This is a genomic window from Prevotella melaninogenica (genome assembly GCF_018128065.1).
In the GTDB taxonomy this organism is placed as follows: Bacteria; Bacteroidota; Bacteroidia; order Bacteroidales; family Bacteroidaceae; genus Prevotella.
Genome location: NZ_CP072359.1, coordinates 913907 through 928892 on the forward strand (window position 1 = coordinate 913907; position 14986 = coordinate 928892).

The 14986-nt window shown below is 40.5% G+C and carries 14 protein-coding genes and 1 pseudogene; 8 read left to right on the forward strand and 7 right to left on the reverse strand.

All coding sequences use genetic code 11. The features are described 5' to 3' along the window. The first annotated feature begins 61 nt into the window (after positions 1 to 61). The 4 genes and pseudogenes from hpt to pgeF all read left to right on the forward strand — a co-directional run bounded on the left by hpt (position 62) and on the right by pgeF (position 3266). Positions 62 to 601, forward strand: a complete 540-nt coding sequence (gene hpt / locus J5A56_RS03760; RefSeq protein ID WP_021672352.1) for a hypoxanthine phosphoribosyltransferase — start codon at positions 62 to 64, stop codon at positions 599 to 601. Next, positions 601 to 1173 (forward strand): adenylate kinase, encoded by a 573-nt coding sequence (locus J5A56_RS03765; protein WP_021672351.1) that lies wholly within the window; start codon positions 601 to 603, stop codon positions 1171 to 1173. The genes hpt and J5A56_RS03765 overlap by 1 nt, the downstream gene beginning before the upstream one ends. Positions 1174 to 1322: 149 nt before the next feature. Beyond that, the gene (gene obgE / locus J5A56_RS03770) at positions 1323 to 2495 is read left to right on the forward strand and encodes a GTPase ObgE (RefSeq protein ID WP_021672350.1); all 1173 of its coding nucleotides are present in this window, start codon (positions 1323 to 1325) and stop codon (positions 2493 to 2495) included. Continuing rightward, positions 2488 to 3266 (forward strand): annotated as a pseudogene (gene pgeF / locus J5A56_RS03775) (peptidoglycan editing factor PgeF). Before obgE ends, pgeF begins: the two are co-directional and overlap by 8 nt. Before the next feature lie 334 nt (positions 3267 to 3600). On the opposite strand, the gene J5A56_RS03780 reads toward pgeF, so the two are convergent. Together J5A56_RS03780 and J5A56_RS03785 are read right to left on the reverse strand one after the other, a co-directional pair. Then, the gene (locus J5A56_RS03780) at positions 3601 to 3786 is read right to left on the reverse strand and encodes a hypothetical protein (RefSeq protein WP_013264945.1); all 186 of its coding nucleotides are present in this window, start codon (positions 3784 to 3786) and stop codon (positions 3601 to 3603) included. Positions 3787 to 3797: 11 nt separating this feature from the next. Continuing rightward, positions 3798 to 4979: a phosphoribosylaminoimidazolecarboxamide formyltransferase gene (locus J5A56_RS03785; protein ID WP_021672347.1), complete on the reverse strand. Its 1182-nt coding sequence runs from the start codon at positions 4977 to 4979 to the stop codon at positions 3798 to 3800. A gap of 228 nt (positions 4980 to 5207) precedes the next feature. Between J5A56_RS03785 and J5A56_RS03790 the strand changes: the two genes are divergently transcribed. After that, on the forward strand, positions 5208 to 5582 hold the full coding sequence (locus J5A56_RS03790; protein WP_009012227.1) for a RidA family protein: 375 nt from the start codon (positions 5208 to 5210) through the stop codon (positions 5580 to 5582). 206 nt (positions 5583 to 5788) lie between these two features. Here J5A56_RS03790 and J5A56_RS03795 read toward each other — a convergent pair whose 3' ends face one another. Beyond that, complete coding sequence (locus J5A56_RS03795; RefSeq protein WP_021672345.1) at positions 5789 to 6421, reverse strand: hypothetical protein; 633 nt, start codon at positions 6419 to 6421, stop codon at positions 5789 to 5791. A 403-nt stretch (positions 6422 to 6824) separates the two neighbouring features. On the opposite strand from J5A56_RS03795, the gene J5A56_RS03800 reads away from it, so the two are divergent. Continuing rightward, complete coding sequence (locus J5A56_RS03800) at positions 6825 to 7109, forward strand: hypothetical protein (protein WP_021672344.1); 285 nt, start codon at positions 6825 to 6827, stop codon at positions 7107 to 7109. 342 nt (positions 7110 to 7451) lie between these two features. Here J5A56_RS03800 and rplS read toward each other — a convergent pair whose 3' ends face one another. The 3 genes from rplS to J5A56_RS03815 form a co-directional block, all read right to left on the reverse strand. Further along, positions 7452 to 7814, reverse strand: a complete 363-nt coding sequence (rplS, locus tag J5A56_RS03805; protein ID WP_036920085.1) for a 50S ribosomal protein L19 — start codon at positions 7812 to 7814, stop codon at positions 7452 to 7454. A gap of 133 nt (positions 7815 to 7947) precedes the next feature. Then, the gene (locus tag J5A56_RS03810) at positions 7948 to 8682 is read right to left on the reverse strand and encodes an acid phosphatase (protein ID WP_021672342.1); all 735 of its coding nucleotides are present in this window, start codon (positions 8680 to 8682) and stop codon (positions 7948 to 7950) included. 440 nt (positions 8683 to 9122) lie between these two features. Then, on the reverse strand, positions 9123 to 11258 hold the full coding sequence (locus J5A56_RS03815; protein ID WP_021672341.1) for a TonB-dependent receptor: 2136 nt from the start codon (positions 11256 to 11258) through the stop codon (positions 9123 to 9125). A 317-nt stretch (positions 11259 to 11575) separates the two neighbouring features. On the opposite strand from J5A56_RS03815, the gene J5A56_RS03820 reads away from it, so the two are divergent. Both J5A56_RS03820 and J5A56_RS03825 read left to right on the forward strand, forming a co-directional pair. Further along, the gene (locus J5A56_RS03820; protein WP_021672340.1) at positions 11576 to 12340 is read left to right on the forward strand and encodes a 5'-nucleotidase C-terminal domain-containing protein; all 765 of its coding nucleotides are present in this window, start codon (positions 11576 to 11578) and stop codon (positions 12338 to 12340) included. Between the two features lie 19 nt (positions 12341 to 12359). Continuing rightward, positions 12360 to 13199, forward strand: coding sequence for a bifunctional metallophosphatase/5'-nucleotidase (locus J5A56_RS03825; protein ID WP_021672339.1), 840 nt, complete (start codon positions 12360 to 12362; stop codon positions 13197 to 13199). Between the two features lie 465 nt (positions 13200 to 13664). On the opposite strand, the gene J5A56_RS03830 is transcribed toward J5A56_RS03825, so the two are convergent. Next, positions 13665 to 14828 (reverse strand): ATP-binding protein, encoded by a 1164-nt coding sequence (locus tag J5A56_RS03830; protein ID WP_021672338.1) that lies wholly within the window; start codon positions 14826 to 14828, stop codon positions 13665 to 13667. Positions 14829 to 14986: the final 158 nt, after the last annotated feature.

Genomic DNA, 14986 nt, shown 5'->3' on the forward strand with positions numbered 1-14986 from the left:
ATAAATGCGGATAGTTTGGTATTATTTTCGTAATTTTGCGCTAAATTATAAATAAAGAAGCATGAGTCGAGTAACAATTAAGGACAAAACGTTTGAGACTTCTATTCCTGAAGCCGAGATTTTGGAGAGGGTAAAGCTGGTAGCTGACCGTATAAACAAGGATTTTGAAGGTAAGACTCCACTCTTTCTTGCGGTGCTGAACGGTTCATTCATGTTTGCTTCTGACTTGATGAAGCAGATCACCATTCCTTGTGAGATATCTTTTGTTAAGTTGGCTTCTTATCAAGGTGTTACCTCAACTGGAACTATCAAGGAGATTATCGGTTTGAACGAGGATATCCGTGGTAGAGAGGTTATTATTGTTGAGGATATTGTGGACACTGGTGCAACAATGAAGCGTATGCTCGAAACATTGGGAACACGTGAGCCAGCAGGCTTGCATATCGCTACCTTACTGTTAAAGCCAGGTAAGTTGACAGTACCTTTGAATATTGAATATGCTGCAATGGAGATACCAAACGATTTCATTGTTGGATATGGACTTGACTATGACCAGCAGGGTCGCAACTTACGAGATATTTATACTTTAGTACAAGAATAATGAAGAATATTGTAATTTTCGGTGCGCCAGGTGCTGGTAAAGGTACTCAGAGCGACAAGATGATTGAGAAGTATGGCTTCGGTCATATCTCAACCGGTGACGTACTTCGTAACGAGATTAAGAATGGTACGGAACTTGGTAAGACTGCAAAAGGATACATTGACAATGGTCAGCTCATTCCTGATGAGTTGATGATAGATATTCTTGCAAGCGTATACGATAGCTTTGGCAAGGAACATAAGGGTGTTATCTTTGATGGTTTCCCACGTACTATCCCACAAGCAGAGGCTTTGAAGAAGATGTTGGCTGAGCGTGGTCACAGCGTAGCGGCTATGGTTGAACTCTTTGTCCCTGAGGATGAGTTGATGAAGCGTCTGCTTCTTCGTGGACAGCAGAGTGGTCGTTCTGATGACAATGAGGAGACAATTAAGAAGCGTCTCAATGTTTACAGCAACCAGACTTCTCCATTAATTGATTGGTATAAGGGTGAGAAGATTCATCATCATGTTGAAGGTCTCGGTACAGTTGAAGAAATCTTTGCACGTATTGAGTCTGTTATTGACAGTCTTTAATATATCCAGCTGATAGGTGTTGGGTGTTAAGGGATACATAATGTATCTACTTCTTCCCATCTCCTATCAGTTTTTTGTTATTTAGTCCTTGAAGAAAGATAGGGCTTTTAAACTATAATTCACCCCACTTCTAACACCCATCACTTGCTATGGCTGATTCAAATTTTGTTGATTATGTAAAGATATACTGCCGCTCTGGTAAGGGTGGTAGAGGTTCCATGCACCTTCGTCATGTGAAGTATAACCCTAATGGCGGACCAGATGGTGGCGATGGCGGTAAGGGTGGAAGTGTTTACTTACGTGGTAACCACAATTATTGGACGCTGTTGCACTTGAAGTTTCAGCGTCATATCTATGCGGAACATGGAGGTAATGGCGGTCGTGATAAGTGTCATGGTACGGATGGAAAGGATATTTATATTGATGTTCCTTGTGGTACTGTTGCCTATGATGCTGAAACGGGTAAGTATGTCTGCGATGTTATGCACGACGGACAGACGGTATTGTTGTTGAAAGGTGGACGTGGCGGATTGGGCAATTTCCAGTTCCGTACGGCTACGAATCAAGCTCCACGTTATGCACAACCGGGTGAGCCGATGCAGGAGATGACTGTTATTCTTGAGTTGAAGCTGTTAGCCGATGTCGGTCTGGTGGGTTTCCCGAATGCGGGCAAGTCAACTTTGTTGTCTACGCTTTCAAGTGCAAAGCCAAAGATTGCCAACTATCCATTCACCACGATGGAACCATCGTTGGGTATTGTTAGCTATCGTGACAATCAAAGTTTCGTGATGGCGGATATTCCTGGTATCATTGAGGGTGCCAGTGAAGGTAAGGGACTCGGCTTACGTTTCCTCCGTCATATTGAGCGAAACTCCCTTCTGCTCTTTATGGTACCAGGAGACACCGACGATATCAAGCGTGAATATGAGGTGTTACTAAACGAATTGCAGCAGTTTAATCCAGAGATGCTCGACAAACATCGTGTCTTAGCGGTGACAAAATGCGACCTACTTGATGACGAACTCATTGAGATGCTGCGTGAAACGTTGCCAACAGACCTTCCTGTTGTCTTCATATCTGCTGTTACAGGACAAGGAATTGACGAGTTGAAAGATGTTCTTTGGAAGGAACTTAATGCAGAGAGCAATAAGTTGCAGAGCATCTTATCAGAGGATACGCTTGTTCATCGTGACAAGGATATGTCACGTTTTGCAGCTGAGTTGGAGGCAGAAGATGCTGATATTGATGATGTTGAAGAGGTAGGTATTGACGACTTGGATGAGGTAGAAGACCTTGAAGATTTTGAATACACGAATGATTAAGCCTGTTCTTCATTACTTCAAACTTGTCGATGAGGTGGTCTGTTTTAGTACTACTCGTCATGGCGGTGTCAGCAAGGGACAACTTGCTACGCTGAACATCAACCCGCATCGAGGTGATGAACCTTCTGCTGTGGTAGAGAATTTGCAGGCTGTAGCTGCTGAGATTGGTGTTGAGGCTGATAAAATTATCCGTCTGCATCAGATACACGAGACACATTGTCTGACTGTGACGGATGCTTTTTTTAATCTTTCAGCCGCTGAACAGTATGAGATGGAAGAAGGAAAAGATGCTGTCGTTACCGATTGTCGTAACGTCTGCGTTGGCGTTCATACGGCTGATTGTGTTCCTGTTCTTTTTTATGACCCAGTTCATCATGCCATTGGTGCAGCCCATGCCGGTTGGCGTGGTACGGTGCAACGTATCATTCAGCATACAGTTCGTAAGATGACAAAACTATATGGCACTGACCCAAAGGAACTTAAAGTGGTCGTAGGTCCTTGTATTTCCCAAAGAATTTTGAGGTAGGACAGGAAGTTTATGATGCTTTTGCTGCTGCAGGCTTCCCTATGGAGCGTATTGCACGTATGTATGAGAAGTGGCATATTGACCTTCCGCTTTGCAATCAACTTCAGTTAGAAGAACTTGGTGTGCCAACAGCTAATATCCTTCAGTCTGCTATCTGCACTTATGATAATGCTTCCGACTTCTTCTCAGCACGTATTCTTAAAGAAGGATTTGGTACTATCTATACAGGTATTGCATTGAAATAGATACCTATTCCATGGTTATTACGGAATTATTCTCATGTAAATAAATATTTTTGTCGTGAAAATAAATATTTCTTTTCATGAAGAAAAATATTTTTTCGTATGAAAGTAATTTGAAAGGGACCGTGTAATCAATAGTGTTGTCTTAATAGATTCATTAGAAAAGGTTTTCTCTTTCTCTGTTGTTGCCCCTTTTCTTCCAAATGGTCTACCTTTTTCTTCAAAAGGGTTGACCTTTTCTTAATATTTAGAGGGTATATTAAAATAACAACGAACACCCTCGTTTCTCCAGTACTCTTCAATAGGGACGGACAAACGAGGGCATTCGTTGTTTTCTTTACTTGTGTCGGTTGGCACGTTGCTGACGGTATTTAGCCTTCTGCTTTGCACTGCCAGAGCCGTGTGCACCAGTAATATACTTCTTTTTCTTGGCTTTGGTTTTTACCTTGCCGTCATCGGTTTTGGGTTTCGAGGCACTTCGAAAGACCATTCCGGTCTCGATAATATCGTCAATATCACTCATATACAATCTTTTTAATGATGGAATAAACGAACGCCTGTAAATGCCATTGCGATGTTGTACTTGTCGCAAGTGTCAATAACATGGTCGTCACGAATACTTCCACCTGCCTGTGCTATATATTCTACACCGCTCTTATGCGCACGCTCAATGTTGTCGCCAAATGGGAAGAAAGCATCAGAACCGAGTGCAACACCTGTGTTCTTGGCAATCCATTCCTTGCGTTCTTCACGTGTCAGAGGCTCTGGACGTTCTGTGAAGAATTGTTGCCATACACCATCCTGCAGTACATCTGCATACTCATCAGAGATATAGATGTTTATTGTGTTATCTCTATCAGCACGACGGATATTCTTCTTGAATGGGAGGTTCATAACCTTTGGACACTGGCGCAGCCACCATTCGTCAGCCTTGCTACCAGCTAAGCGGGTGCAGTGGATGCGACTCTGCTGTCCAGCACCAATACCAATGGCTTGTCCGTCCTTCACATAGCAAACAGAATTACTCTGTGTGTACTTCAATGTAATCAACGAAATGATGAGGTCACGCTTAGCATCCTCAGTGAATGTCTTGTTCTTGGTAGGGATATTCTCGAAGAGTGCTGGGTCATCAAGCTTCACCTCGTTGCGGCCCTGTTCAAAGGTAATGCCGAACACTTGCTTCTTCTCGATAGGAGCAGGCACATAGTTAGGGTCAATCTTAATGACATTGTATGCACCCTTACGCTTATCCTTAAGAATTTCTAAAGCCTCTGGAGTATAGTCAGGTGCGATAACACCATCGCTAACTTCACGCTTGATCAGCAATGCAGTCTCCTTATCACAGGTGTCGCTGAGCGCACAGAAGTCGCCATAAGAACACATACGGTCAGCTCCACGAGCACGAGCGTAAGCACTGGCAAGCGGTGTAAGCTCGAAGTCAACATCATCGACGAAGTAAATCTTCTTGAGTGTATCACTCAAAGGAAGACCTACTGCAGCACCAGCTGGGCTGACATGCTTGAACGATGCAGCTGCAGGTAGACCCGTAGCCGCCTTCAGCTCTTTAACGAGTTGCCAGCTGTTGAGCGCATCAAGAAAGTTAATGTAGCCAGGACGACCACTGAGAACTGTGATTGGGAGTTCGCCTTCCTCCATATAGATACGTGAAGGCTTTTGGTTCGGATTGCATCCGTACTTAAGAGCTAATTCTTTCATATAACTTATGTGGTATATGTAAATTGGTAGTGCAAAGATAAGGAAAAATAATGGAATACGTCGTTATGCTTGTTGTTTTTAAGTAAATTAGCCGTGTTGGTTTGTTTCTTTTAAAGAAAAGCAGTACTTTTACACTCGAAAAGAAAATAATATTTGGAGCTTGAAGGCTATTCTGCCGTAGGTAAAACACCTTCTGACTCCTTTAATCCCTTTAAATTACTTAAAGATATGCAAGCATTACACACAGACAAGGCACCTGCAGCAGTAGGTCCTTACAGTCAGGCTATCGAAGCCAATGGTTTCATCTTCGCATCTGGTCAGCTTCCTATTGACCCGGCTACTAATGCATTTGCAGAGGGTGGCGTGAAGGAACAAACTCGCCAGTCGCTCACTAACGCACGCAACGTGTTGGCTTCTGCAGGTGTAGACCTGTCTCATGTTGTCAAGACAACAGTATTCCTTTCTGATATGGAGAACTTCGCAGCGATGAATGAAGTTTATGCCGAGTTCTTCAAGGAGCCTTATCCAGCTCGTTCAGCATTCGCTGTAAAGGCTTTGCCAAAGGGCGCACTTGTTGAGGTTGAGTGCATTGCTGTGAAGTAAACGGATAGAGAAGATTAAGCTAACAAGGCTTCTGTTAGCTTTATTCTTACTTGATTCTGTTTAATCAAAAATCCCTTTATATATGGTAAGCGTGGTGCTTAAGCCATTATAAAGGGATTCTTGTTTTATCGTGTCAGTGCTGTATAAGGTTTGGATAGTATTTCCTATGCCGTCTTTTACATGGTCTGTTCGGCTTGTTCGGTCGCTTACTTGTTGTTCAACAACACCTTCTTACCGTTGATGATATAGAGTCCTTTGCGTGGATTCTGTACGTGGCGACCGTTAAGGTCATAGATTATATCCTTTTTATTGTTGACAGCTATAGAACTAATACCTGCTGCAACGTCATTCTTGCCTTTGTAGATATTCTTTGTCTTGCTTTCTGGTCTATTATAAATTTCAAAAGTGAATTCTATAGTTCCATTGTCATAAACATAGTTGTCGCTACCAATTAGCGAGCCATGGACTTGTAAACTCAATGAGGTTCCTTTTGCATTGACGTAATCACCAGAAAGAGGATTGATGGTGAATTTCCATCGTTTGTTCTCTGGTTGGTAGGTTGCTGTAAGATTGTCAAACACAATATCCTCGAAAGTATATGCACCTAATTTGTAATCTCTCAGTATAAGTTTTGTGTCATCATTTATTTTCTCAATCACTACCTGAAACTTCTTCACTTCTGTGGTTGAAGAACTTCCGTCCTTTTTTATAATTTCTGTTTTCGCTGAGCCATTATAGGTGCCATGAAGTCTGGTGAAATTATTCTGTGCTTTTATTGTAAATACCTGGAAAAGCAATACCAATAATAAGAGGAAGGGTTTGTTTTTTACTGTGTTCATATATACTATTCTGTTGTAAAATTAATAATACTAATTATAGTGTTCTAATAAATGTTTCGAATTTTATTACCTTGAGATATTATCCTATAATAAAGGGCTTGTCATATACTCAGTCAGACTTAGAATGTCAATTTGACTGCAAAGATAAGCATTTTTATTAAACATTGTTTAACCTGATACACTTTCAATATTTTTTTGATTATTTGCTAACCAATCGATGATGAGGTATGCGAGTGAATTTATTCTATCATTTAGCTGAACAGAGTGTTAGATTCTTGTTTACTTCTTTATGTCTACAACTTTAATTAACAGTCAGAGTGTTAAGAAAAGTCGATGAATATTACTTAGTTAGACAATCTTTCGTTACTTTTGCATTACGTTAGTATATGTTGAAAATTGTGGTATGAAAAAGAAGCTTAGAACCATTATTGAGGAGCTTGGTCAAAAGGCAAATGTCCGCAGAGAGTTGGCTTCTGACTTAGAAAGATTGTCCAGTAGGTTAGCACTTCATCACATCCACTTGGAATCGTCATCTTTGAATAAGTTGATAGGTTATTTCAAGGGGAAGGAAAAACCTTCTAAAAAGACTTTAGATAGGTTAGCTCTCTTTGCTGGTTTCCAAAATTGGAAAGATTTAAATGCGGCTTTGCATGGTGAAAATGATGCAAAGTTGAATTACGAAGATTAATTGCTCTGTAGAGATATTGAGTAGGGGAGACTCTCTGAAAGGTTATCTCTGAAGGATTGTAGGGACATATGATGTGTTTATCTGTTAGCGATACCTATCACAAGATAAGCAAAGCATGGGTCCCTACATTATTTATATGTGTTTTTACGGTGAGAAGTTTTTTCTTCATAGTCAAGAAAACTGACAAGAAGATGTTTTAGATGGTGCAATATGATAACGCTTTCTCTCTTTATTTCGTTAGCTTTATCAATAATGAATGTCTAATAATCCTTATTAAGAGGTAAATAAAAAAGCCCGAAACCAATAGTTTCGGACTTTTATTTTCTTGGATTTTCCAAGGGCTTACTTCTCTGCAACAACAGTTCTCTTCTCCTTGATGCGTGCAGCCTTACCTGTGAGTTCACGGAGGTAGTAGAGTTTCGCACGACGAACCTTACCACGCTTGTTCACCTCGATAGAATCGATGTTTGGTGACTCGATTGGGAAGATACGCTCAACACCAATGGTGCCTGACATCTTACGAACTGTGAAACGCTTCTTCTCACCATGACCAGAAATCTTGATAACTACGCCACGGTAAAGCTGAATACGCTGTTTGTTACCCTCGACGATTTTGTAAGCGACAGTAATAGTGTCACCAGCCTTGAACTCTGGGAACTGCTTGCCGGTTGCAAATGCTTCTTCAGCAACTTTAATTAAATCCATTTTTCTATTAATTAAATATTGTTTGTCGTTCCAACGTAACGTAATCCATGACTCTTCCACGATCAGCGGTTACGCCGAAAAGCGGTGCAAAGTTACTACTTTTCAATGAAATAACAAAGTAAATGTAAGCTTTTTAATGCTTATTTGTTGCAAGCACCTTAGCTATCTCTTTCTTAGCCTTTGCCATTTGCTTTTGGAAAGCATCAGATGATTGTACGGCAGCAAAGCCTACGCTTGCGCAAAGACGACCAGCATCGACATCGCTCTGATAGTGATAACCACAGATTACTCGGCTCTGACCATACTCGTAAGCATGTTTCATAATCTCGTTACCGCGTGATGGATTCAGCTCTGTCAAAGTCAATCCGAAGATCCAACCGCGACAGGTATGACCTGAAGGATAAGAGCCGTTGTTAATCAACTCTGCCTCAAATTGAGGTTGAAGTGTATGCTCGTGGAACTGTGCAAACGGACGTTTACGCATATATTTTGCTTTAGCACGGTCAACAGCATGGTTTCCATCAATACCTATCATGCACATGAGTTTGTAGGTCTCTGGTGTCTTCTCTGGTGTGATAAGCAAACCAAAAGAAGGAGCAAAGCCTACGAGAACAGAATCAACGTCGAAGTTGGCGTCAAACTTTGCTTGTGCAGCACGTTCTTTGTTCTCTCTCATCTTTCGACCCCACCAATACTGACGGAAGTCATAATCGAATTGGAAGGATGCTGTGTCAGGTGGGGCAGGGAGGTAAATACCTGCATCAGGCATATCAGCCTCTGGAATGAATGACTGCTTCTTGTAGTCCTGAGCATTGATAGTCATGCCAACGAACAGCATAACGATGCTAACGAACAAACTCTTTTTCATAATAATAAATGTTTTGTTGAATTAATTGATACGTATTGCAAAAGTAAGTAATTATATGTATCTATCAAAAGTTTAATCGTTTTTTAATAGTTGCTTTCTGCGTAAGTGGTCTTTTAGAAGAGTTGCAACTATTGGCATCTGACGTATAAAAGGCTGGCAGCATGTTCCTTATATAGTAACAATGGACAGTCTATATGTTGGTATTATATGAGGTGTAAAGATATAATTAGGGCTTTTGAGAAGAGTAAAAGAAAAGCAGGGAAACGATACAATACTTGTTGTATTCCGTCTTCCCTGCTTATAGTTTATGATATACTATAGGCTGCTTCTGTATTTAGAAGAGTATCTTAAATAAGCATAGAAGGTGAACTTTACCTAACTTTACCTTATTATATATGTCCTTTTAGCACCTGAGAATAAGTATATCGAGTGTTTGAGCATTAATACTTGAACACTGCGGTGAGTGTTATCTTGCGTCCATCAGCGTGAGCATACTCTGCATTACGTGCCATCATCATAGATGCTGGTGTGTAATAAGTGTAGTTCAATAAGTTCGATACAGCCAAACTTAAGTCGCAAACCTTCATCTTTACGCCTGCGGTAAGGTTTAGTAAGTTGATGCGATTTACGATACCTTCACCCTCGTTATATACTCCTGATGCGTTAGGTGTAAATCTGTCACGCTTACCAGTGTGCATGTATTGTAACTGGAGATAGGTGTTCTTGACAGGGGCATAGTTGACATACATTGCCAACTTAGCGGCTGGAATGGAGATATTCGACATGTATGTGTCCCAATCTCCAGATGCTGATTTGAGCTTACCTTCGAACCATGAGAGGTTAGCACCAGCCTTTAAGTTACTGAGGATTTGTGCATCTGCACTCAATTCAACGCCATATACCTTCTGTGGAGTACGGTTTACTACCCAAAAACCATTCTCTATCTTGAGGTCACTTCCAAGCTTAGAATAGGTGTAGAAAACAGATCCATTCAACTGCAACCAGTGGTTAATATCAGAGTAAACACCCATCTCGTAGTTGTTTGTCTTTACAGGTTCTGTTGATATCTTAGAGAGTACATCAGCCTTAGCAGCACGTAATGTACGACCTAAATCAAAGATAGAGAAACCTTGAGAGTAGGCTACGAAGGGTTGAAAAGCGGGATATTTGTTATAAGAAATACCCACATTAAAAGACATATTATTATACTTTAGCTTTCCACCCTTGACTTGAACCTGTGGATCAGAAAGCTTATTGCGCAATACATCATAGTCTGGTACGTTCACATTAATGAAGTCGTAACGTCCTCCAAGTTTGATGTTAAGGTGCTGCCAGAGCGTCGTCTTTATTTGAACAAAGGGCGCATGGTTGTTACTTGTCAGCCATGGCATCCAATATCTACCATCTACCAATGGTTGTGAAGTCTTATTATAAAGGTAGTCATAACCATAAGCTAAATGTGCAAAAGCATTCTCTGAGAAGATAAGTCGAGTATTAAACTGGGTGCGGAAACCAAACTTACGATCCTTAACAGCCGACTGTCCGCTTGTTTCTTCCCATCTTGGTTGCGTTGGGTTAGCCTTACGGAAGTCGAAGATAGTATATATTCCTGAACCATAAACAGATGCTTCTAAGTCGGTATGTTTGAATATATCCTTTGATGTAAACTTGAGGTAAGCATTGTGATTGTATCTTGTTCCCTCGTCAACAGCCTGTGGGTCCTTATTACCAATTATACCAATAGAAGGACTTTGGAGGTATTTCCCACCGAAAGGAATCAATTTCGTATCTTGCAAACTACGATAGAAATTATACATCAATTCGATTCTGTTCTTTGGAGATAGGGAATAACCAAGATTAACAAGTACGTTTGTTGTATAAGTATCACCGAGTCCGTAGCGTGGAGAGATGAACTTTCCATCACCATCAATAGCACTACCTGTACGTCCGAAAGTCCCATTTACGAGATAATCAAACTGCCCCACACGACCATAAACTTGCTGGTTGATGCGATAACCTTGCCCTTTCCCGTGACGGAAGAAGTTATAAGTTGAACCTGAGAGAGTCGTCTCTCCAGCTACAGTCTTGTTGGTGGTATTCTTCTTAGTTATGATGTTTATCAATCCTCCGATAGCACCATTACCATAGAGAGCGGTAGAACCTTTTACCACTTCTATATGGTCGATAGCAGCGATATCGATGGTTCGGATATCACGGTCTGTTGAACGTAAAGGAGTTGATTGAGGTATACCATCAATCAAGATAAGTGCGCTTCTTCCACGAAGTGATTGTGCGCGCGAGCTTGTAGTATTACTTGATAGAGCCATACCAGGTGTGAGCATGCCCAAGAGATGGGTGATATCGGGAGCCGATTTGCTCATTTCTGCTATTTGCTTTTGGTCAATAATCGTAACTGTAGCAGCCGCATTCTGCTTTATTTCAGGCATACGTGTGGTACTGATAGTTACTTCTTCGAGATGTTGTGTGGAGTCTTTAATCTCTTCTGATTGTGCTTTACAAGGTGTTGTTGCCATTGCAAGCATTGCGAGAGATAGATAAATTGTTTCTTTCTTCATATAAATACAATCCTATGAATGTTAATTAACTTTTGCAAAAGTATTAATATTCTATATAGCGTGCAATACCTAAAATGAGGTATATTATAGTTCTATGTGCCTTATTTTTGAACGTGTTTTCTATGTGGCAATATATCTTTAGTCTTGCGACAAGCATTTGATTCGTTTTTTTTTCTTACTTTTGCATCATCTTTTTGAATATTATCGGCTTGTGATGTTATCTATAGATGACAGGATGGGCGATGTTGGAAGTTAATCAAAGTAGGGTTATTTTCTACTCTGATAAATATTTATGAGAACTATAAAAGTCATTATATATGTATAAAAAAACGATTTATCTGTCTGGATTAACAGCATTATTAGCGTTGACGGGATGTGCTTCTCATTACGAGTTGGCAGGCATTCAGCGCACACGTGTGCTGGTTGATAATCGATATGACGCTACTCCTGATGCAGGGGCAGTAAAGTTTATGGAACCTTATAAGCACAAGGTTGACTCGGTTATGGGACCTCTTGTAGGCGAGGTTGACCACGACATGGTGGCACATCGCCCAGAGAGCGACCTCTCTGACCTGCTGGCTGACATCATGGTGTGGGCAGCTCGTGATTATAATGAGAAGGTAGACTTTGGTGTTTATAATATGGGTGGCATTCGTGCGGCACTCTCTAAAGGTAAGATTACCTTTGGTGACGTGTTGGATATTGCACCTTTTGAGAATAAAATCTGCTTTGTGACACTTTCTGGTGAGAAAGTCTTAGAGTTGTTCTCACAGATGGCACATACTGGTGGCGAGGCTGTTAGCCATGGTGTTGAACTTGTTTTTACACGTGATCATAAGTTGAAGTCTGCTCGTCTAAATGGTAAGGAGATTGACCCTAAGGCAAGCTATCGTATTGCTACGCTTGATTATCTGGCACAAGGTAATGACAAGATGGAGGCTTTTAAGTCGGCAACAAGTGTTGTCTCACCTCAAGAGAGCAGCAATAATACACGTTTTATCATTATGAACTATTTTAAGGAGCAGACGGCTCAAGGTAAGGTAGTGAATGCTCACATAGAAGGACGTATCCGTGTCGAATAATTATTTAATGAGTTAGGAAATGAAAAGAAATATATTACTGATTACTTTCTGCCTTTTAGCTGTTGTTGCTTTTGGACAGAATAAACAACTGATAATCCTTCACACCAACGATACACATAGTCAGATTTATCCGCTCAATCCTAATCTTGCTGATACGATGAAGGCTGATCGTGGTGGTTTTGTGCGTCGTATTGCAATGCTTAAAGCAGAACGTGCAAAGCACCCTGACTTACTGCTTTTCGATAGTGGTGACTTCTCGCAAGGCTCACCTTATTACACAATGTTCAAAGGTGATGTTGAAGTGGGTCTGATGAATCAGATGCACTATGACGCAGCTACGATTGGTAACCATGAGTTCGACTTTGGTTTGGATAATATGGTACGTCTCTTTAAGAAGGCAAACTTCCCAATCGTTTGTGCAAACTATGATTTCAAGGGTACAGAGTTAGAGAAGTTGGTTAAGCCCTATATCATCTTGAAACGCAACGGACTGAAGATTGGTGTCTTCGGACTTGCTCCAAAATTGGATGGTTTGGTAGTGAAAGCTAACTATGGTCCAATCGTTTATAACGACCCTGTCGCTTGCGCACAGAAGGTTATTAACGAATTGAAGGCTAAGAAGTGCGACCTTATTATCTGTATTTCTCACCTTGGTTGGAATATAGAAGGGGTCAGTGATGAGGAGGTTATCGCTGGGACTCGTGGTCTTGACCTTGTATTAGGTGGTCACTCACATACCTATCTTACAAAGTTAGAGTACGTGAAAGACCTTGACGGCAAGATGGTTGGCGTCGATCAGAATGGTAAGCATGCTATTTACGTAGGTAAGTTGGTGCTTGATATGAAGAAGAAAAAGTAAGTCTTTTAAACGATAAGACCTATATATAAATAATGTGGGCTGTATCAATAAAGTTGTCATTGGCAATCTTATTGATACAGCCTACAGTCTTTTATACTCTGTGCCGGGGGAGCTTTTAGCAAGGTAATCTATGCTTTGTACGACTGAGTAGAAGAGGTGGGTGAGATAAGTTCACTAAGAATTAATAAAAAGCGTCTTTCCATTTTTTGATGTTTATTATTCCTCCAAAGTAAGACACTATTACAGAAAATACAAGGATAGTTTTGTTTAAAGTTGCTGTCATTTTTAACATTTCATGTATCTATCTGTATCATAGCAAGTTAATGCCATGCTTTGAATGACAAGAGTGACAGGAAAATAAATTGCTGGTTCCAATCCCCCCAACCCCTCCCTCGTAGGGAGGGGAGTAGATGGCGAGATACATCACCCAACATTTATCACCCAACACCTACCATTCATCACCCATCATAGAATGGATGCAATGTGTCGGTAATTGATAAGATTGATGTTCCCTGTTGTGTTCTCAAAATCCCCAGAATAAACAACGGCTTTCTTTCTGACAGGAGTCTTTATCCAGCTTTCAATCAGAGTGAGTGTCTTTTCAAAGGAAGAATTATATGTCATAGAAGATTTCACTTCAATGGCAGTCAGTTCCCCTTCTTGTTTGATTAGGATGTCAACTTCATTCTGATTGGAGTCACGATAGAAGAATACGCCACCTTCTAAGCCCATATTATAACGATGTTTGATTGCCTCCATGACAATAAAGTTCTCAAAGATAGCACCACGCATCTTATCCCTGTCTAACTGTTGTGGCGTCTCAATGTCGAGTAGATAACAGGCAAGTCCGGGGTCATTGAAGTAGAGTTTTGGACTTTTTACTAATCGCTTGGATATGTTCTCATAATAAGGTGGAAGGAGTGTTATGAGATAGGAAGCCTGTAAGATAGAAATCCAATGGCTGATAGTTTTAGAACTTACACCCACTTCAGCACCTAATTCTGATGCATTGAAAAGAGAGCCAATTCGTGCAGCGCATAATTTTAAGAACTTTGTGAAGAGCATTTGATCCTTAATTTGTAAGAAATCTCTTACATCTTTTTCCAAATATGTTCTGACGTATGATGGGTAAAAGTATTTAGCAATATTTTTTCCTGCGCAAATGGCGGGGTAGAATCCATTATAAAGTACTTGATTCAAATTGTTTAAATCAATTTTTCCCGTAACTTCCTCTATCGTCATGGGCAATAGTTCGAATACACCTGCACGACCTGCAAGAGATTCTGATAATTTCTTCATGACTTCAAAATTCGAACTCCCAGACAAGATGAAACGTCTTCTCGGGTTATTATCTACAATTCCTTGTATGTAATCAAGTAGTTGAGGATACTTCTGTATTTCGTCAATGAACATCCCTTCGTCCGTTTGATTAAGGAAGGAGATAGGGTCATTCTGCGCATAGTCAAGAATGTTTAGATCTTTTAAACTGTATTTTTCGTAGAGTGGGAACAGCTGACTTAATAAGGTGCTCTTGCCCGATTGTCTTGGTCCAGATACAGCAATTACTGAGAAGTATTTAGATGCTTCGAGTATTGTTTTCTCAATGTTTCGGTGTATATATTCGTTCATGAGTTTATGTAATTTTGGAGTTCAACTCCAAAATTACATAAAAAAGAACAATTAAACAAGTGAAAAATAGGGTTTTTAATAATAATCTATGCAATTTTGGAGTTGAACTTCAATATTGCATAGATTCTGTTTGCTTTCGATAAATCTTTTCTTGTTAT